This is a genomic window from Kitasatospora sp. NPDC088346 (genome assembly GCF_044740765.1).
Taxonomy (GTDB): domain Bacteria; phylum Actinomycetota; class Actinomycetes; order Streptomycetales; family Streptomycetaceae; genus Kitasatospora.
This window is the reverse complement of record NZ_JBIURH010000026.1, coordinates 47,024-64,291: the sequence shown is the minus strand read 5'-3', so window position 1 is coordinate 64,291 and position 17,268 is coordinate 47,024. Positions and strand designations below refer to the sequence as shown.

The 17,268-nt window shown below is 72.1% G+C and carries 21 protein-coding genes and 1 pseudogene; all 22 read left to right on the top strand.

Annotated elements, in window-relative coordinates; all coding sequences use genetic code 11:
- The first annotated feature begins 16 nt into the window (after positions 1 to 16).
- The 22 genes and pseudogenes from queC (at position 17) to ACIOFR_RS27425 (ending at position 17,221) form a co-directional block, all read left to right on the top strand.
- Positions 17 to 718 carry a 7-cyano-7-deazaguanine synthase QueC gene (gene queC, locus ACIOFR_RS27530; protein WP_401001780.1) on the top strand — a complete coding sequence of 234 codons (702 nt, stop codon included), beginning with the start codon at positions 17 to 19 and terminating at the stop codon, positions 716 to 718.
- Positions 715 to 1,116 carry a 6-pyruvoyl trahydropterin synthase family protein gene (locus tag ACIOFR_RS27525; RefSeq protein ID WP_401001778.1) on the top strand — a complete coding sequence of 134 codons (402 nt, stop codon included), beginning with the start codon at positions 715 to 717 and terminating at the stop codon, positions 1,114 to 1,116. Before queC ends, ACIOFR_RS27525 begins: the two co-directional genes overlap by 4 nt.
- Complete coding sequence (locus ACIOFR_RS27520; protein WP_401001776.1) at positions 1,113 to 1,826, top strand: 7-carboxy-7-deazaguanine synthase QueE; 714 nt, start codon at positions 1,113 to 1,115, stop codon at positions 1,824 to 1,826. Before ACIOFR_RS27525 ends, ACIOFR_RS27520 begins: the two co-directional genes overlap by 4 nt.
- 160 nt (positions 1,827 to 1,986) lie before the next feature.
- Positions 1,987 to 2,769, top strand: a complete 783-nt coding sequence (locus tag ACIOFR_RS27515) for an RNA-directed DNA polymerase (RefSeq protein WP_401001775.1) — start codon at positions 1,987 to 1,989, stop codon at positions 2,767 to 2,769.
- A 9-nt stretch (positions 2,770 to 2,778) separates the two neighbouring features.
- Positions 2,779 to 3,345: a formylglycine-generating enzyme family protein gene (locus ACIOFR_RS27510; protein ID WP_401001773.1), complete on the top strand. Its 567-nt coding sequence runs from the start codon at positions 2,779 to 2,781 to the stop codon at positions 3,343 to 3,345.
- The gene (locus ACIOFR_RS27505) at positions 3,342 to 3,785 is read left to right on the top strand and encodes a hypothetical protein (protein ID WP_401001772.1); all 444 of its coding nucleotides are present in this window, start codon (positions 3,342 to 3,344) and stop codon (positions 3,783 to 3,785) included. The genes ACIOFR_RS27510 and ACIOFR_RS27505 overlap by 4 nt, the downstream gene beginning before the upstream one ends.
- Positions 3,782 to 4,819, top strand: a complete 1,038-nt coding sequence (locus tag ACIOFR_RS27500) for a glycosyltransferase family 2 protein (protein WP_401001771.1) — start codon at positions 3,782 to 3,784, stop codon at positions 4,817 to 4,819. The genes ACIOFR_RS27505 and ACIOFR_RS27500 overlap by 4 nt, the downstream gene beginning before the upstream one ends.
- Positions 4,816 to 5,763, top strand: a complete 948-nt coding sequence (locus ACIOFR_RS27495) for a radical SAM protein (RefSeq protein WP_401001769.1) — start codon at positions 4,816 to 4,818, stop codon at positions 5,761 to 5,763. The genes ACIOFR_RS27500 and ACIOFR_RS27495 overlap by 4 nt, the downstream gene beginning before the upstream one ends.
- Positions 5,760 to 6,320, top strand: a complete 561-nt coding sequence (locus ACIOFR_RS27490) for a phosphoribosyltransferase (RefSeq protein ID WP_401001767.1) — start codon at positions 5,760 to 5,762, stop codon at positions 6,318 to 6,320. Before ACIOFR_RS27495 ends, ACIOFR_RS27490 begins: the two co-directional genes overlap by 4 nt.
- A complete protein-coding gene (locus ACIOFR_RS27485; RefSeq protein WP_401001766.1) occupies positions 6,317 to 7,450 on the top strand; it encodes a glycosyltransferase family 4 protein in 1,134 nt (377 codons plus the stop codon). The genes ACIOFR_RS27490 and ACIOFR_RS27485 overlap by 4 nt, the downstream gene beginning before the upstream one ends.
- Complete coding sequence (locus ACIOFR_RS27480; protein ID WP_401001764.1) at positions 7,450 to 8,313, top strand: 5'-3' exonuclease H3TH domain-containing protein; 864 nt, start codon at positions 7,450 to 7,452, stop codon at positions 8,311 to 8,313. Before ACIOFR_RS27485 ends, ACIOFR_RS27480 begins: the two co-directional genes overlap by 1 nt.
- On the top strand, positions 8,307 to 8,927 hold the full coding sequence (locus ACIOFR_RS27475) for a PIG-L deacetylase family protein (RefSeq protein WP_401001762.1): 621 nt from the start codon (positions 8,307 to 8,309) through the stop codon (positions 8,925 to 8,927). The genes ACIOFR_RS27480 and ACIOFR_RS27475 overlap by 7 nt, the downstream gene beginning before the upstream one ends.
- 115 nt (positions 8,928 to 9,042) lie before the next feature.
- Positions 9,043 to 9,294, top strand: a pseudogene (locus ACIOFR_RS27470) (SAM-dependent methyltransferase); the annotation flags it as partial.
- Positions 9,279 to 10,214, top strand: a complete 936-nt coding sequence (folE, locus tag ACIOFR_RS27465; protein ID WP_401001842.1) for a GTP cyclohydrolase I FolE — start codon at positions 9,279 to 9,281, stop codon at positions 10,212 to 10,214. The pseudogene ACIOFR_RS27470 and the gene folE, both read left to right, overlap by 16 nt.
- Positions 10,190 to 10,474, top strand: a complete 285-nt coding sequence (locus ACIOFR_RS27460; RefSeq protein ID WP_401001761.1) for a hypothetical protein — start codon at positions 10,190 to 10,192, stop codon at positions 10,472 to 10,474. The genes folE and ACIOFR_RS27460 overlap by 25 nt, the downstream gene beginning before the upstream one ends.
- Positions 10,475 to 10,601: 127 nt before the next feature.
- Positions 10,602 to 10,928: a MazG-like family protein gene (locus tag ACIOFR_RS27455; protein WP_401001760.1), complete on the top strand. Its 327-nt coding sequence runs from the start codon at positions 10,602 to 10,604 to the stop codon at positions 10,926 to 10,928.
- 85 nt (positions 10,929 to 11,013) lie between these two features.
- Positions 11,014 to 13,005 (top strand): ATP-binding cassette domain-containing protein, encoded by a 1,992-nt coding sequence (locus tag ACIOFR_RS27450; RefSeq protein WP_401001758.1) that lies wholly within the window; start codon positions 11,014 to 11,016, stop codon positions 13,003 to 13,005.
- A gap of 205 nt (positions 13,006 to 13,210) precedes the next feature.
- Positions 13,211 to 14,587: an NUDIX domain-containing protein gene (locus ACIOFR_RS27445; protein WP_401001757.1), complete on the top strand. Its 1,377-nt coding sequence runs from the start codon at positions 13,211 to 13,213 to the stop codon at positions 14,585 to 14,587.
- Between the two features lie 134 nt (positions 14,588 to 14,721).
- Positions 14,722 to 15,204: an NUDIX domain-containing protein gene (locus ACIOFR_RS27440; RefSeq protein ID WP_401001755.1), complete on the top strand. Its 483-nt coding sequence runs from the start codon at positions 14,722 to 14,724 to the stop codon at positions 15,202 to 15,204.
- Positions 15,201 to 15,428 (top strand): hypothetical protein, encoded by a 228-nt coding sequence (locus ACIOFR_RS27435; protein ID WP_401001754.1) that lies wholly within the window; start codon positions 15,201 to 15,203, stop codon positions 15,426 to 15,428. Before ACIOFR_RS27440 ends, ACIOFR_RS27435 begins: the two co-directional genes overlap by 4 nt.
- A gap of 23 nt (positions 15,429 to 15,451) precedes the next feature.
- Entirely contained in the window at positions 15,452 to 16,207 is a 756-nt protein-coding gene (locus ACIOFR_RS27430; RefSeq protein ID WP_401001752.1) for a PIG-L deacetylase family protein, read from the top strand.
- An 84-nt stretch (positions 16,208 to 16,291) separates the two neighbouring features.
- Positions 16,292 to 17,221 carry an endonuclease/exonuclease/phosphatase family protein gene (locus tag ACIOFR_RS27425; protein ID WP_401001750.1) on the top strand — a complete coding sequence of 310 codons (930 nt, stop codon included), beginning with the start codon at positions 16,292 to 16,294 and terminating at the stop codon, positions 17,219 to 17,221.
- The last annotated feature ends 47 nt before the right edge of the window (positions 17,222 to 17,268 follow it).

Genomic DNA, 17,268 nt, shown 5'->3' with positions numbered 1-17,268 from the left:
AGGAAGAAGTACGGAGATGACTGGACACACGCCGCGTCATGCGGTCGTCATCGCCTCCGGTGGTCTGGACAGCACCACCGTGGCCTACTGGCTCGCCGACCGCGGCAGCCGACTCTCGTTGCTCTCCTTCGACTACGGGCAGCGGCACCGCAAGGAACTCGACTTCGCCCGACGCATCGCCGGCCACCTCGGCGCCCACCATGAGGTGGTCGACCTCAGCGGACTCGGCCGCCTGCTCAGCGGCTCCGCGCTGACCGACCCCGGCATCCGGGTCCCGGATGGCCACTACACCGCCGAGAGCATGCGCAGCACCGTGGTGCCCAACCGCAACGCGATCATGCTGGACATCGCGGTCGGCATGGCGGTCGTCCTCGGGGCGGACGCGGTGGCGTTCGGCGCGCACGCCGGCGACCACGCGATCTACCCGGACTGCCGCAGCTCGTTCTTCGACCTGTTCGCCGAGACTGCGAAGGCCGGCAACCAGGGATTCCTCGCCGACGGATTCGAGGTGCTGGCGCCGTTCATCGACCTCGCGAAGGCCGACATCGTGGAGATCGGGCGCCAGGTCCAAGTGCCGTTCCAGGACACGTGGTCCTGTTACAAGGGCGGCGAGCTGCACTGCGGGACGTGCGGGACGTGCACCGAGCGGATCGAGGCGTTCTCGCTGGCCGGTGTCGAGGACCCGACCGAGTACGCCCGCGCGGAGGCGGCCCGATGAGCGCCGGGGTTCTGGCCGGCCGCCACCGGATCGGCAAGGTGTTCCGGTTCGAGGCCGCGCACTTCCTGCCCGGCCTGCCGGACGGCCACCAGTGCGCCCGGATGCACGGCCACTCCTACACGGTGGAGTTCGTCCTCACCGCGGACCGGCTGGTCGAGCCCGGCTTCGTCACCGACTTCGGGGACCTGGCACCCGTGAAGGCGATGATCGACTCCACGCTCGACCACCGCGTGCTGAACGAGGTCCTGCCGTCGGCGCCGACCTCGGAGAACCTCGCGGCCTGGTTCGCCGGCTGGTTCGTGGAGCACGTGGAGCCGGGCCTGCCCGGCCGCCTGGCGGCGGTACGGGTGTCGGAGACCGCGAGCAGCTGGGCCGAGTTCCAGGTGGGTGAGCGATGAGCCTCATGGGCGGCGCGGTACTCGGCGGCCGGGGGCTGCTGATCGCGGAGTGCTTCGGTCCGACGTTCCAGGGCGAGGGCCCGAGCGTGGGGGAAGAGGCGCTGTTCATGCGTCTGTCGCGATGCAACCTCAAGTGCCCTCGGTGTGACACACCGCAGACCTGGGACTGGTCGAGGTTCGACCCGCGAGAGGTGTCCACCCGGCACGGCGTGGAGGACTTGGCCGCCTGGGTGATGTCCCACTCGCCCCGCCTCCTGGTGGTCACGGGCGGTGAGCCGCTGCTCCAGCAGAGCGAACTGATCGCCCTGGTGCAGTTGCTGTCCGGCCGGCGGGTGGAGGTGGAGACGAACGGGACCGTGGTCCCGCTGCCCGGCCTGGTGGAGGCGGTAGAGGCGTTCAACGTCTCGCCGAAGCTGCAGGCGTTCGCGGCGCCCGGGGACCGCCGTATCAACCCGGAGGCGCTTCGGGCGCTCGCGGCCTGCGGGAAGGCCCGGTTCAAGTTCGTGGTCCGTGACATCGGCCAGCTCGATGAAGTGGCCTCCCTGGTAGAGGAGTTCTCCCTCACTCAGGTGTGGATCATGCCGGAGGGTACGAGCAGTGCCGAGGTGATCGCCGGCCAGCGGGCCCTGGCGGAACCCGTCCTGGCCCGTGGCTGGAACCTCAGCACCCGGCTCCACACCCTGATCTGGGAGGACGAGGGTGGCCGCTGACAGCGCCAGGGCACCTGAGCGGCGCGGTCGTTCCGGTTTCCCCGGACCGCGCGTGTGCGGTAGCGGTCATCGGTCGAACGATGGGCGAAGCGGGATCCTGCTTGCCGCTCAGGCTGTGCCCACTATATCCAACTCCGCTGTTCCACGGGCCCATTCGCTGATGTCGTTCGTCGTGGACGTGCGCCACCTCAAGCGGGCGGCGCGGGCGTGTATGCGCCGGGCCGGAGCGCCGGGCGCCGACGGTATGGGGTGGGCCGAGTACCGGCAGGGCCTGAACGGCCGGCTGGAGGTGCTGGCCGAGCAGCTGCGCGCGGGGATCTGGGCTCCGAGCCCGGTGCGGGAGGTGGAGATCACCGCCTACACCGGGAAGGTCTTCACCGCCGTGATTCCGACGGTGGAGGACCGGGTCGTGCAGCGGGCGATCCGCCAGGCGGTCGAGCCGGTGCTGGAGGCGCGGGCGTTCGCCGACTGGGTGTCGGGCTACCGGGCCGGCCGCAACCGGATCACCGCGCTGCGCGACGCGGACCGGCACCTGCGGGAGGGGCTGCGGTGGGTGGCGGACGTGGACGTGCGGCAGGTGTCGGCCGGGTCGAGCGCGAGCGAGGTGACCGGCTGGCTGGCCGAGCACGTCGCGGACGGCCCGTTCCTGCGGCTGTTCGAGCGGGTGCTGGAGCCGCTTCCGTATCCGATCGTTCCGGGTACCGCACTGGCGCCGCTGCTGATCAACCTGCGCCTGTCGCGGGCGGACTCGGCGCTTGCCAGCTACCGGGTGGTGCGGTTCGCCGACAACTACTGCCTGTTCTGCGAGGACCGCGCGCAGGCGCAGGAGGCGATGGCGGCCGTCGCCGAGGCGCTTGGCCGCTGCGGGCTCGAACCGCATCCCGGCAAGAGCCAGGTACGCGCCGGGGTGAACACCGAAGACCTGTTCCTGATCGCCGGATGAGGGGCGACGATGACGACACCTGACGCCTTCGCGTCCTCGATCGGATGGGTGCCGGTGCCGGGCGGCGTGTGTCTGTTCGGCGACCGGCGGCGGCCGATCACGGTGGCCGACCTGGAGTGGACGGCCACGCCGCTGACGCCCGCCCAGCTCGGGCTCGGCGACGACCACCGGCCGCTGGTGGACCTGGACCAGGCACACGCGGTGCGTCTGGCTGCCGGGCTCGGCGGTCGGCTGCCCAAGTCGGTGGAGTGGGAGTGGGCCGCCGCCGGAGTGGACCTGCGCGCCTACCCGTGGGGCGAGCAGGCGCCGGATGCGAGCCGGGCAAACCTGCGTGGCAACTGTGAACGGCTCACCCCGGTCGACTCCCACCCCGGCGGGCGTACACCGGAGGGCCTGTGGGACATGGCCGGCAACTGCTGGGAGTGGACCGCGTCGCCGACGATCGGCGACGGCTTCGTGGTCCGCGGCGGCTCCTACAACTCCCTGCCCCTGTACGCGCGGTCGACGTTCCTCAACGCGGCGCCGGCCGAGCTGCGCTCCCCGGGTATCGGCGTACGGGTGGTGAGGCCGGCATGATCGGCGACCTGCTCATCGCCGGCTGCTCGCGCCGCAAGGCCGAAGAGCCCCGGCCGGTACCGGCGCTGGAACGCTACACCGGCGGTATCGCTCCCCAACTGCTCGCCCGCTTCGCCGGGCACCCGCCGGCCCGCGGCAGGATCCGCTTCCTGTCCGCCGAGCACGGCCTGGTCCACGCCGACGACCCGCTCGCCCCTTACGACCGCCGCCTCACGCGCGAGCGTGCCGTGCAGCTGCGCCCGATCGTCGCCGCTCAGCTGCGCCACGACTTCGCCGCCACCGGCACACCCCGCCGGGTGCTGCTGGTCCTGGAACCCGACTATCTGATCCCGCTGGCCGACCTGCTGGCGCTGCCCGAGCGCCCGGTCGTGCAGTGGGTCAGCGACCCGCGCGGCTGGCCGCAGGCCGCCGCCGTGCTCGACGAATGGAGGTGGCCGTGATCGGCCCCACCCTCGCGGATGTACTCAAGACCCGTCCCAACATCCACCGACACCTGACCGGGGCGTTCACCGAGCGCACGGGCATCGGCTGGCACCAGCCCACCCCGGCCAAGGCTGCCGCCGGCCGCGAGCTGTCGGTCGTCCTGCCGGCCCGCAACACCGCGTACGCGCTGCCCGCGGTTCTGGACGCGCTCGCCGCCCAGCAGACGGCCGGGCCGGTGGAGGTGATCGTGGTCGACGACGCCTCGACCGACGCCACCTTCGAGATCGCCCGCCGCCACCGGGCGGTCACCACCGCCGTCCGGCTCCCCACCCGGAGGGGTTCGGCCACCGCGCGCAACATCGGGGCCCACCTCGCCCAGGCCCCGACCCTACTGTTCGTGGACGCCGACATGGTGCTGCCCCCGCACGTCCTGGCCGATGTCGCCGCCCGCGCGAGCACGGAGACCGTGCTGACCGGGTTCCGGCACAACACCGTCCTCCGGTCCTCCCCCTGCGGCTGGGTGCTCCCGGACGGCCCGCCGTCCCTGGCAGCCGATCACCGCGTCACCTGGACACCACCGGCGAACACCATGCTGCCGTACTCGGGGATCACGCTCAGCGAACGCCTGGACGGCCGCCCCCTGGATGCCACCGACGACTTCCAGACGCTGGGGTGCGGCCGCTTCTACCACGACTGGGACCTGCCGCGGATGGTGGTCACCGCGCTGCTCGCCGTACCGCGCGAACCTCTGGTGGACGTCGGCGGCTTCGAGGAGGAGTTCGGCCGCCTCGGCTGGGGGATGGAGGACACCCACCTCGGTGCCGCACTGATCGCCTCCGGCTGCCTCGTCATCCCGATGCGCCAGGCGGTCGGCTACCACCTCGATCCGCCCGACGCCGCGGCCCAGTGGCAGGCGAAGCTCGCCACCTGGCCCGCCACTCTCGCCCACTACCGCCGTCTGCTCGACCGGCCGGCGCCTTCCGGGCGCGGCCACGAGTTCGCTACCGCCACCGACAAGCACCTGACAGAAGCCGAGGTAGTCACCCCATGATCCGCTGCTTCGCCACCGCCACCTTCGGCGGCACGACCGTGGTCCACGACCCGGCGGTCGGAACCAACCACCTGGCGCCCCAATCGATCCCGGCCGGACGGGTCTTCCTCGACGACCGGCAGGTCGCGTCATGGATCGAGGCCGAGCTGGCCAAGCTCCGACTCACGGCCCCGGTGAGCATGTGCTGGTCGCCGATCGTGCGGTGCAACCTTGCCTGCCCCCAGTGCCTGGACGACAAGAGCGTGCGCGAATCCACGGCCGACGAGCGGCGGGCCCTTGCCGAGCACATCGCGAACTCCGGCGTCCTCGGCGTCGACATCTCCGGCGGGGAGCCGCTGCTGCTGGGCGACCTGCCCGACCTCGCCCGCGCGATCCGCTCACACAACACCGCGGTGGTCAGCTGCACCACCAACGGCTGGCACCTCGCCCGCCGGGCCGCCGAGCTCGTCGGCGCGGTCGACGCCGTGCGTGTCTCCCTCGACGGCGCAACCGAAGCCACCCACGACCACTGGCGCGGGGCCGACAGCTACCGGCGCGCGATGGCCGGCATCCGCGCCGCCGTCGACGAGGGACTGCCCGTCCAGCTGCAGATGGTCCTCATGCAGGCCAACCAGCACGAGGCACAGGCCCTCCTGGAGCGGGCCGCCCACCTCGGCGTCGGCGGCGTCACCTTCCTCCAGATGCTGCCGATCGGCGACGGCGCGGGGCTCGCCGACGAACAGATGCTCACCGACGACCAGGCCCGCACCGCCATCGACGCCCTCACAGTCCCCGACGGCCTGCGGGTGCGGCTTCGCACCCGCGGCAGCGCCGACGGCTTCACCGTCCTGCGCGCCGACGGCTACGCCTGGCGCAACACCGGCGGCGCCACCCGCATCTCCGCGTTCAACCCCGTCACCGGCCCCCAGGACCTCCACCTGCCCACCGTCCGGAGCAGCTCATGACCGCCACGACCCAGCCGAACGGGCAGCGCCGGTTCACCCGCACCGCCCCGTACGCGCCGACGCCCTACCAGTGCACCGACGCCGCCCGGCTCCTGGCCGAGTCCACCGTCGGTAGTGGGCCCGCGGTGACCTGTGTGATCGGCATCGCCTCCGGCGGCATCAGGCCCGCCACGGTGGTCGCCGACTACCTCCAAGTCCCCCTCCACACCATCACCGCCCGCCACAACACCAGCGACGCCCCGTGGCAGCAGGCCACCGGCGAGGTGCAGGTGCTCCTTCCCGACCGGCTGCCGGACCGGTTCGAGGGCAGGATTCTGCTGGTCGACGACATCGCCGGCTCCGGCGCCACCTTCACCGCCGTCACCCGGGCCCTCGCCGGCCGCCTCACCGACGGGGCCCTGGTCGAGACGCTCGCGCTGTGCCGCAACCAGGGCTGCACCGACGCGCCGGCCCGCTGGATCTGGACCGTGGACGACTGGGTCGTCTTCCCCTGGGAACAGGCCCACGCCGGCGACACCCGGGTTCTTCCGCCCGTTCGGCGGGTGATGACCCCGTGAGCAGCCTGACCACGTCCAGGGGTGTCCTGCTGGTCCTTGTCTCCTGGCGCCCGGACGCACCGGCCGGGATCGAGCGGGCCACGGCCGCCCTGGCCGCCGGCCTCGCCGAGGCCGGCCACCGCCCGGTGATCGCCACCGCGGCCCCGCAGCCCGACGGCCCGACCCTGCCTGGCGTCACCGTCGAGCGCCTGCGGCTCGATAACGTCGCCTTCCCCTGCGAGGACGACGTCCTGCGCCGGGCCGTCACCGGGCAGGACAGCACAGTAGCCCGCCAGATCCGCGACCTGATCACCACCCACCGCATCGACACCGTCCTGTTCACCGATGCCCTGTGGGGCCTGGGTCGCCTGCGCGGCGACTTCCCCGGCCACGTCCGCCGCGCGCTCGCCGCCCACGTCAAGCCCGCCGTCCTCGACGCCGGCCCGGCCTTCGCCCGTGCCACCCGCGTCCTCGTCCCCTCCGACACCGTCCTCGGCGAGCTGGCCGGCTGGCAGCCCCGCAACCTGCGCGTCGTGCCCAACGCGCTGCTCCCGGACCCCGTGGTCCTGCCGCCGGGTCCGGATCGGCGCGAGGAGCTGCGCCGCCGTGGCCCGGTGCGCGTGCTGGCCCGGCTCGGCCCGGAGAAGGGAGTTCTCGAACTCCTGGACACGGCCGGAGGATGGGACCGGCCCGTCGAGGTGGCACTCGCCGAAGCCGGGTTCGAGGCCAGCAACGGATCGCAGGCGGCCCTGCTCGACCGATGCCGCAAGGCGGCGGCCCGAACGCCGGGCGTGAGCCTGCGCGGGGCGCTCTCCTGGCGCGAGGTCCTGCCCTGGCTCGCCGGGGCCGCCGTGGTGATCGTGCCCAGCTACCGCGAGACCTTCGGGCTCGTGGCCCTGGAGGCGATGAGCGTCGGCACCCCCGTCGTCGCCTACCGCGTCGGCAACCTCCCGGCCCTGATCGAGCCCACCGGCCACGGCGACCAGCTCCTCGTCGACCACGACGCCGGCCCCGCGGCGCTCCACAAGACCGCCCAGGCCCTCTTGGAAGATGACATACTGTACGGCGCGACTACACAGACCGTGTACCGGCGGGCGGCCGACTTCGCACCGCACCGGATCGCTAACCTCTTCCTGGAGGCGGTGTCGTGATGTCCGCAATCGCAACAACCCCCAAGCCGCTGATGCTCGTTGACGGCTTCAACGTCCTGTGGGCCGGCACGTTCGGGTTCCCCGCGCCGATCTTCTCCCGCGACAAGAGCAGGGAACTCACCGGCCTGTTCGCCTTCTTCGCCCTGCTGCGCGCCACGATCCGCGACGACCTCGACGTGGACCCGCCCGAGGTCCTGGTCGTCTTCGACGGCGAGCACGGCACCGCCGAGCGCGTCGCGGCCGACGAGGAGTACAAGGCCAACCGCGAGGCGACGCCGGAGGCGCTCAAGCCCCTCCAGTTCCTCGCCCCGGTCAAGCAGGGCCTCGACCTCCACGGCATCCGCTGGATCGAGCTCGACGACGCCGAGGCCGACGACGTCATCGCCACCCTCGCCGTTCAGTCCGCCCCGACCCGGCCGGTGCGGATCATGTCCCGTGATGCCGACTACTACCAGCTCCTCACCGACCACGTGAAGATCATCAACAGATCGCGCAAGGCCACCCGGCGGCTCATTACCGCCGACGAGGTCGTGGAGCGCTACGGCGTCACCCCCGAGCAGTGGCCGGACTTCCGTGCCCTGACCGGCGACAGCGCCGACAACATTCCCGGCGTCAAGGGCGTCGGTCCCAAGGTCGCCGCCGGCCTCCTGCGCGACGGCATGCGCCTGGACGCCCTCCCCGGCTCCGATCGGCTGACCGGCGCGAAGGGCCGCGCGATCACCGAAGCGTGGGGCGACGTCCAGCGCTGGCGGGATCTGATCACCATGCAGCGCGACCTCGTCCTGCCGTTGTCCCCGGACGGGGAGGTCAGCCCCCAGCTGCCCAAGCCCGCCGACGTCGTCGAAAAGCTGGGGCTGTGGTGAGCGCCGGCGCGCCGGGACCGGTCCTGGCCCTGCTCGCGCACCCCGACGACGCCGAACTCTGGGTCGGCGCCACCCTGGCCCACCACGCCCAGCACGCCACGGTCACCATCGCCGTGCCCCATCGCGATGAGGAGCGCGACGCCGAAGCGCGCGAGGGAGCCGCCGTCCTCGGCGCGCAGCTGCGGCAACTCGACCGGCTCGACGAGGAAGCGGTCCGCCGGCTGCTGCTGGAGACCCTTCCCGAGGTCGTCATCACGCACCCGCTCAACGACGTCCACCCTGAACATCGCGCCGTCGCCACCACCGTGCTCGCCGCACTGCCCGAGCCCAGGATCGCCACCGGCTGCCCCAGACGCTTCTACACGTGCGACAGCTACAACTCCCTCACCCTCGACGGCCCCGTGCGCGCCGACGTGATCGTGGACGTCACCGCGACGTTCGACACCAAGATGGCGGCCCTGCGGAAGCACGTCAGCCAGCCGATAGACGAGCACTTCGGGCCGATGGCCGAAACCCTCGGCCGACTCTGGGGAGCACGCATCGGCGCCGGCTACGGCGAGGCGTTCACCGCCGTGCCGCTCCTCGGCTGCCTGCCCGGCGCCACCCAGCTCTGACCCCCCTCGCGCAGGCTGCCCGCGCCGACCGGCCGGTGGCAGGCGGCCTGCGCGCGCCCCTCGCCATGGAGCACCACATGGAGACCAGCGCCGCCAACTACAAAGACAGCAGCTCCTGGTTCCGCTGCCGACCATCCACCGCACGACTGCGGCCGTATCCCGGGGCACCACCTACGTCGACTTCGACCCGCTCGCCATGAACCACGCATGCACCCACCTGACCCCCGGCGATGCCGTCCGGACCCTGGCGGCCGACCTCCTCGACACCGCCAGACTCTTCGCTGCACCGGAGGTGGCTGACCGCCTGGACCTGACCAGCCCGATCGCCGTCAGCGTCCACGCCGACCTGCACTGGATTCCGGACGACGACGCGTCGGCCACACGCTGCACGGACTCGTCTCCCGTCTCCCCGCCGGCAGCACAGTGTCCATCACCCATGCGACCGCCGACCACACTCCCGCGATCCGGCGAGCCCTCGCGGACGCCGTCGCGGACAACGACTTCACGCTGCACCTGCGCACCGCGCACCGGCTTCACGATCTGCTCAACGGCCTGGTCCTTCTGCCGCCCGGCCTGGCACCGGCCGGCAGCTGGAACGCCGGCCACGCTGCGAGCACCGACACAACGACCTGGGCCGGAATCGGCCTCAAGGCCACCTGGCCTGACCCCGTAACCCACCAAGAAAGCGAAGGCACCGTGACGCCCATACCCTCGCCCGCCCGCCCCCGGGTCGACACCCCCCGCGTCGAAAGCCTCACCAGGGAGCTGCTCATCGCGCTCGGCGAGGACCCCGACCGCGAAGGCCTGGCCGACACGCCCCGCCGCGTCGCCGCCTGGTGGACCGAGTTCCTCAACCGCGACCCCGGCACGTTGGGAACCACGTTCGCCCACGCCACCACCACCGACGACTTCGTCCTCGTCCGTGACATCGAGGCCTGGAGCGTGTGCGAGCACCACCTCCTCCCCTTCCGCCTCAAGGTCGCCATCGCCTATGTCCCCGGAGCGCGGGTCCTCGGCCTGTCCAAACTGGTCCGACAGCTGCGCGTCCACTCGAACGCGCTGCAGCTGCAGGAGCGGGTGGTCCGGGACGTCGCCCACGACATCGCCAAGGCCTCAGGTACGGACGACGTGGCCGTCATCGCCGTCGGCGAACACCTGTGCATGAGCATGCGCGGTGTGGAGGCCGCTCCGGCCCGAACTGTCAGCTCGTGCCGGCTCGGACGCACCGCGAGCGACTCCGAGCTCGCGGCGCGAATAGACCGTTGGGTCCTCAGCCCCGTCCTCTGACGCATCGCCATCAGGCAGTTGAGCTGGCAACGTCGCCGCCCCTCGACACGAAGCGAATCGATCCCGAGAAGCTGGCCGAATGGAGCGACGACCGCCCCGACGACCCCGACCACTCCGGCGAACTCGGTAACACCTGGGGCTGCGACATCGCGGCGCAGGCACTGCTCCTTGGCATCGAGCGCTTCCTTCGTCTCGGCTACGACGTCGTTGACGTGCGCAGCTTCGTAGATCGCGCCCTTGGGTCTCCCGACGACCACTAGCGCGCCCGGCGTACCCGGCATCGCCGGTCGGGCCGCCGGGGAATCGAAAAGTGCCGGGCTCGCCGGGAACCGCCAGATTAGAAATCGGCTTGATCGCCCCATTCGAACAGGGACAGGATCCTCACTCATGGAAAAAACCTGGGAGATTGTCAACTCCCTTGCTGCCAGGCTCGATGCACACTTCGACCGCGGCGACGAGCTGCGCTGGACCGTGCAGGCCCTGAAGCTCCAGGAGGAGGCCGGGGAGGTCGCGGAGGCCGTCATCGGCGCCCTCGGCGCCAACCCCCGCAAGGGCTTCTCCCACGACTGGGACGACGTGCGCAAGGAGACCTGCGACGTGGCGCTGTCCGCCCTGGTGATGCTCGCCCGGATGGGCGGCGACCCCCGCCGGTTCTTCGACGAGCACCTTCGCTCGGTCGCCGCCCGCGACACCAACGGGACCACCCCGGCCTGAGCACCCACCGCAGCCCGAGGCCGGGAGTCCGCTCCCGCCCTCGGGCTCCACGCCCGCACGCCCACCCGTCGACGGAAGGACCCGGATGAGCAGGACTCCGAAACGCGCCGAGGAGGTCTCCGACAGCGAGCAGCTGCTGTTCGGCGGCCCGATGCGCTACGACTACGGGTGGGCCAAGCACGAGATGGCCAGCGGGGAGGTCACGTTCTGGGCGGTGGCCCGCCAGATGCCCCGCTTCCTGCGCCTCGCCGGGCGGATGGCGTGGCAGGCCGACCCCCGAGCCCTAGTCGCCCTCATCGGCGCGGAGGTGCTGCGCGGCCTGGCGGCAGCCGCCGCTCTGATCGCCACCAACCGTGCGCTGACCGCGATCCTCGCGCCCGGCGAGGTCGGGCACGTCCTGCGCGCCGCCGCTCCGGCGGTCATCGCGGTCGGGCTCCTGGCCGCGCTCTCAGCAATCCTCTCCACCGTCTCCGGCTGGGCGGGTGGACGGCTGGAGCCCGCGGTCTTCCGCCGCGCGACGGTGGAGTTCCTGGGCATCGTCAGCCGCTCCGAGCTGGAGGCCATCGAGGACGCCGAGTTCCTCGCCGAGGTCGACAGCGCCCGCTGGGGCGCGATGTCCCTGCAGAACATCATCGGCCAGGCCACCTCCGTCCTCACCGCCAGCCTCTCCCTCGTCTCCGCCGCCGGCGTGCTGTCCGTCCTCCACCCGGCGCTGCTGCCGATGCTGGTACTGATCACCGCACCGCGCGGATGGGGCGCCGTACTCACCGCCCGCCGCCAGTACGCCTCCACCCGCGCCTGGCTCCAGCACTCCCGCGCCAGCAGCGCCTTGGCGGACATGATGATCCGCCCCTACTCCGCGGCCGAGCAGCGCGTCCACGCGAGCGGTCCCTTCCTGCTCCACCACTACGAACAGATGGCCGCCTCCGCCGAACAGGAACAGGCCCGCCTCGCCGGTGCCCGCGCCCGGACCGACCTGTTCACCGCCGCCCTCGCCGGCCTCGCCACCACCGCAGCCTTCGCCCTGCTCGGCTGGCTCGTCGTGGACGGCTCCATCCCGCTCGCCGCAGCCGGCACCGCCGTCGTCGCCATCCGCACCGGATCCGCGAGCATCGGCGGCCTCGTCTCCCAGGTCAACCGCCTCTACGAGGAGTCCCTCTTCGTCCGCGACCTCGACCAGCTACGCCGCGACGGCCACCGCCGGGCCATCCCCACCGGCGGCACGCCCCTGCCGGAGCGCCCGGAGACGATCACGGTCGAGGAGGTGACGTTCAGCTACCCCGGTCGCGAGGTCCCGGCACTGGACAAGGTCAGTCTCACCATCCCGCGGGGGAAGGTCGTCGCCCTGGTCGGCTCCAACGGGTCGGGCAAGTCGACGCTGGCCAACGTCCTGTGCGGCGTTTACCAGCCACACCAGGGCAGGGTGCTGTGGGACGGCGTCGACACCGCCTCGGCCGACCGTCACCAGCAGTTCCGCAGCGTCGCCCTGCTCGCGCAGAACTTCCAGCGGTGGATCTTCACGCTGCGGGCCAACCTGCTGCTGGGCCGCCCCGAGGTCCCCCTCGGTCAGGAGCACCTGGACGCCGCCGCCGACTACGCCGACCTCCAGCCGGTGCTCGACGAACTTCCCGGCGGCTGGAACACCCTGCTGGCCAAGGGCTTCGAGGGCGGTGTCCAGCTGTCCGGCGGCCAGTGGCAGAAGGTCGCCCTGGCCCGGACCCGCCTGCGCCTGACCACCCCGGACCAGGACGGCCGGCTGCCGGCGCTGGTCGTCGTCGACGAACCCACCTCCGCACTGGACCCACAGGCCGAAGTCGCCGCGTTCGAGCAGATCCGCCACCTCACCGACCTCGGCGTCACCGTCGTGCTGATCACCCACCGCCTCGGCGCCACGGCGAAGGCCGACCACATCTTCGTCCTCGACCACGGCCGGCTCATCGAGGAGGGCACTCACGCCGACCTCATGGCCCGCCAGCCAGCCAGTCGCTACCGCGAGGCGTATCTCCTGCAGGCTCACCAGTACGAGACCACCGTCCCCGGCCAGGCCCGCGGCCGGGACGTCGCCGACACCCACTGATCTCCAGTACAGCCCCGGACAACCGAAACTCTCCCAACTCCTGGAGGCGACGATGAAACCGCTATCGGGGCCGAACCCGGGCAGTGAAGCCCACGGTCCGACCGCCACAGACGCTCCTGCTGCGGCAGGGCAGTTCGAGGCTCCGCCCGCGCTGTCGGCACCGTCGGCCGGCGAAGCGTACCTGCCCGACAAGACGAGAAGCCCGTTGATCGACTTCGATGGGCTGACCGCGCTGGCCCTCCGCGAGGGCATCGAGCGGATCGGCGTTGGCGTGGTGGTCCGCGACAGCGCCGACCGGATCCTGATGATCCGCAGGTCCCAGCACGACGCGCTGCCCGGCCTGTGGGAGTACCCCGGCGGCGGCCGTGAGGCGGGCGAGGGTGTGGAAGCGGGCGCGGCACGGGAGCTGACCGAGGAGACCGGGCTCACCGGCCTGCCGCTGGAGTACGCGCGGCACCTCGACTTCACCAGCCAGTACGGCAACCGGGTACGGCAGTTCGTCTTCACCACCGTCGTGCCGGACGGCACCCCGATCGCCCTCTCCCGAGACCACGACGACCACCAGTGGGCGAGTGCAGACGCTCTGCCTGCGGCCGGCGACGGGCAGCGGGAGGTCGTCGAGTGGCTCGTCCGCCGTCTGGCCCTCCCCCGATGGCGGCCGGTCGGCGGCTACATCACCACCATCGCCCGGCCCACGGCCTACGGCAGCTTCCTGGTCACCGACCCGCAGGGCCGCATCCTCGGCATGCGCTCGACCATCGCCCCGGGGGGGTGGAACTTCCCCGGCGGCAACGTCGAGCACGGCCGAACACCGTTCGCCACCGCGCTGATCGAGGCCATGGAGGAGCTGGGCCTCGATCTCGCCGCGGAGAATCCCGAGATCATCGCCCAGCGGCGCCTGGTGGCCGTCATCCACGAGCAGGCGGGCACGGAGTACCCGGTGCCGGTCTGCGGCTATGTCTTCGACGGCGGCGTCCTCACCCCCGAACAGCAGACGAGGATCCACCTCGATCCGGCTGAGCACACCGAGTGGCGGTTCGAGACCGCGCACGACTGGCGCGCGCTCATGGAACCGCACCGCTACCAGCGGCTTCTGCAGGTGCTGCGCGCCCACCGCAGCGGCACGCCGCTGTACGTGGAGCGTCCGGCGCCACCGGAGGACGACTTCGAGGGTGTCATGGTCCTGGTCACGGACGCCCGGGGTCGACTGCTGATGCACCACCGCGACCGCAACCCGGGCATCGCGTGGCCGGGTCACTGGACGCCGATCGGAGGCTGGCGCGAGGGCCGGGAAACGGCCGAGGAGACCGCTGCGCGCGAGGTCGCCGAGGAAGCCGGGATCACCGTCTCCGACCTACGGCCGGTACCCGGCCCGCAGCACGACCTCGTACACCCGCTCACCCGCGTCCTGCACGGCGTCTGGGACGGCCCCGAGACGGACCTGCGACTCGGCGACGAGGGCCTGGCGGTGCGCATGGTCCCCCTCGACGAGGTACCGCTGCTCAAAGTCCCGCCCTACATGCGGCACTACCTGCCGCTGCTTGCCGCCACAGCCGACCGAACCACCGGGAGGACCGCATGAACACTGCGCTGGGCCCTCGACCGCCGCCACGACGAAGAGGTCCTCGGCTACACCCGCACCGTCCTGGTCCTGCTGCGCCGACCCGCGCACGCCACCTGAAGCCCCATCCGTCGAACGTCCTTGGAGGTAGTGCTGTGGAGAGCCTGCGACAGGCCGTGTCCGTCATCGCCCACGACCGGGCCACGGGGGTGGTCGCACTGATCCGCTACGCGGTGAACAGCTGGAGCGCGACACCCGCGTGGACCATCCCCGGCGGCAAGGTCGAGGTCGGCGAACGCCTCGACGAGGCCGCAGCCCGCGAACTCGCCGAGGAGACGGGACTGCTGGTCGCGCCCGAGAACCTGCGGCTCGTCCACACGATCCAGGTCAAGGCAGGGTGGGACGGCAAGGGTCCGTTCCTCCTCTCGGTGTTCCTCGCCACCGCCTGGAGCGGCGAGCTGACGAACACCGAACCGGACAAGCACCTCGACGTGGCGTGGGCCCCGGCCGACAAGCTGCCGCTGCCCATGTTCCCCACCTCCCACGCCGCCCTGACCATGTACCTGTCCGGCGGGCGCGGCTTCTCCACCCACGGCTGGGACGGCCCGTTCGACCCGCGCGCGCTGGTCGGGGCGTGAGGACGGTGGGCCGCCACCAGCGACCGCCCGACCCAGTGCTGCCGACCGACGCCGACGCCCGCCTCGACGCGATCGGCAGCCGGCGTGCCGTCGTCGAGGAGGGCATCGTCGTCTTCCCGGAATCGGCCGCCCCGTACGCGTATCGCACCGTCCACCGCCCCGACGGCGGAGTCGACCACCACCTCGTACGCCTCGAACCCCCGCCACCACCCCTTCCCCTCTGACCGCACCTCCTGGAGGAACCCCCGTGCCTCAGCTCCCCTCCCTCCTCGGGGTGGTCGCGCACCCGGACGACGAAGCGCTCCTCCTCGGCGGGGTCCTCGCCCAGCACGCCGCTCGCGGCGCACGGACGGCGGTGGTCACCGCCACCTGGGCCCCGGACACCCACCGGGCCGCCGAACTCGCCGAATCCCTGCGGATCCTGGGTGCGGGCGAGCCGAGGATGCTCGGCTACGCCGACCACCGCATCCCCGAGTCCGCGCCCGGCTGGCCGCGGCTCTGCGACGCGCCCCTCGACCAGGTCGTCGAGGACGTCGTACGGCACATCCGTGCGGTCAGGCCCGAGACAGTAGTCACCCACGACGCCTACGGGCAGCTCACCGGCCACCCGGACCACCGGCTGACGCACCGCGCCACTCTGCTGGCCGTCGCTGCTGCAGGACTCGAATACCTCTACCCGGAAGCCGGAGAGCCCTGGCAGCCCACCACCGTCCACCTGGCTACCCACCCGCACTCGGCGCTCGCCGACCTCGGCCCGCTCCTGACCCGGGCCGCCAAGTCCGTACTCAGCGTGCCCGCCGACACCGTCGACCTGACGGTCGACGTAACCCCCTGGCTCGGCCAGAAGTGGGCCGCGATCACCGCGCACCGCAGCCAGGTAGAAAGGGAACGCCCACTGCCCGGCCTCCTGTCCCGACTACCCCGAGACGCCAGGGACCGGATCCTCGCCACCGAGTACTACACGCGCCTCGCCTTCCGGCCCACGCCCGGCAAGGCCGGATGAACAACGCCCCGGTCCGGTGCGGGCTGGGTGGGCTCCGCCTGACGGCACCGGACACCGCCGACCGACCCGACCGTGGAGCCCCTCGTGCGCATCACCAACTTCAACCTCTACAAGGCCCGCCCGTCCGAGATCGGCACGGCCCGGTGGCGGGCCCGCGTCGCCGCGGTCCGGGAACTGGCGCCGGACATCCTCACCGTCCAGGAGATCCTGGTCGACGAGGTACCCGATCTCCGGGACTGGGACCGCGCCGCCGCCGAGGTCGTACGGCGTCTTGCCGCGGACTGCGGCCTGGTCGCGGACCTCTCCCGCGGGGGCACGGCCGGTGTCGCGACGGCCGCGAGCCTCCACCGTCCCTGGTACACGGCCGTCCTGTGGAACCCCGAGGCCGTGGCCCCCGTCCCGGACGGCTTCCAGAGCTACGGGGCGCCCGACTTCTGGCACGCTCTGACGACCGTCCGGCTGGACGTCGGCGCGAGCGAGCCGCTCCTGGTCGCCTCGTACCACGGCGATCCGTTCCGGCCCGACTTCCGTGCCACTGAGGCACTGCGGCTGAAAGGGCTTCTGCGGCGCACCGGCGGCGCGAAGGTGGGCCTGGTCGCCGGGGACTTCAACTCCGTCTCGGCTGCCACCGGCCCCGACGGCGGCTTCTACGACGCCGAGCCCTACACCGGTCAGGACCACGACGACTTGGAGTACCAGTGCGTCCCGGGAACGGTCGGCTCCACGAACGTGGCCGACCGGCGACCGACCGAGGCGCTGCTGCGGCGTGGGTTCACGGTCGACGCTGCCGCCCACCTCGGTGTGCCGTGGCAGCCGACCGTCGGGTACTGGGCGGACGGGGACGGCGATCCGGATCCGTGGGGAGCGCGCCGTATCGACCTGGTCCTCGTCACCCGCCCCGTCGTACCCGCACTCGTCCGCTACGGCGTCCACGTCTCACCCGCTGGTGAGGCGGCCTCCGACCACCGGCTCGTCCACGTCGACGTGGACGTCGCCAGGATCGCTCCCACCTGACGAACGGCCGGCCCGTAGCCGCTCCGCCGCTTGTCCCAGTCCCGAGT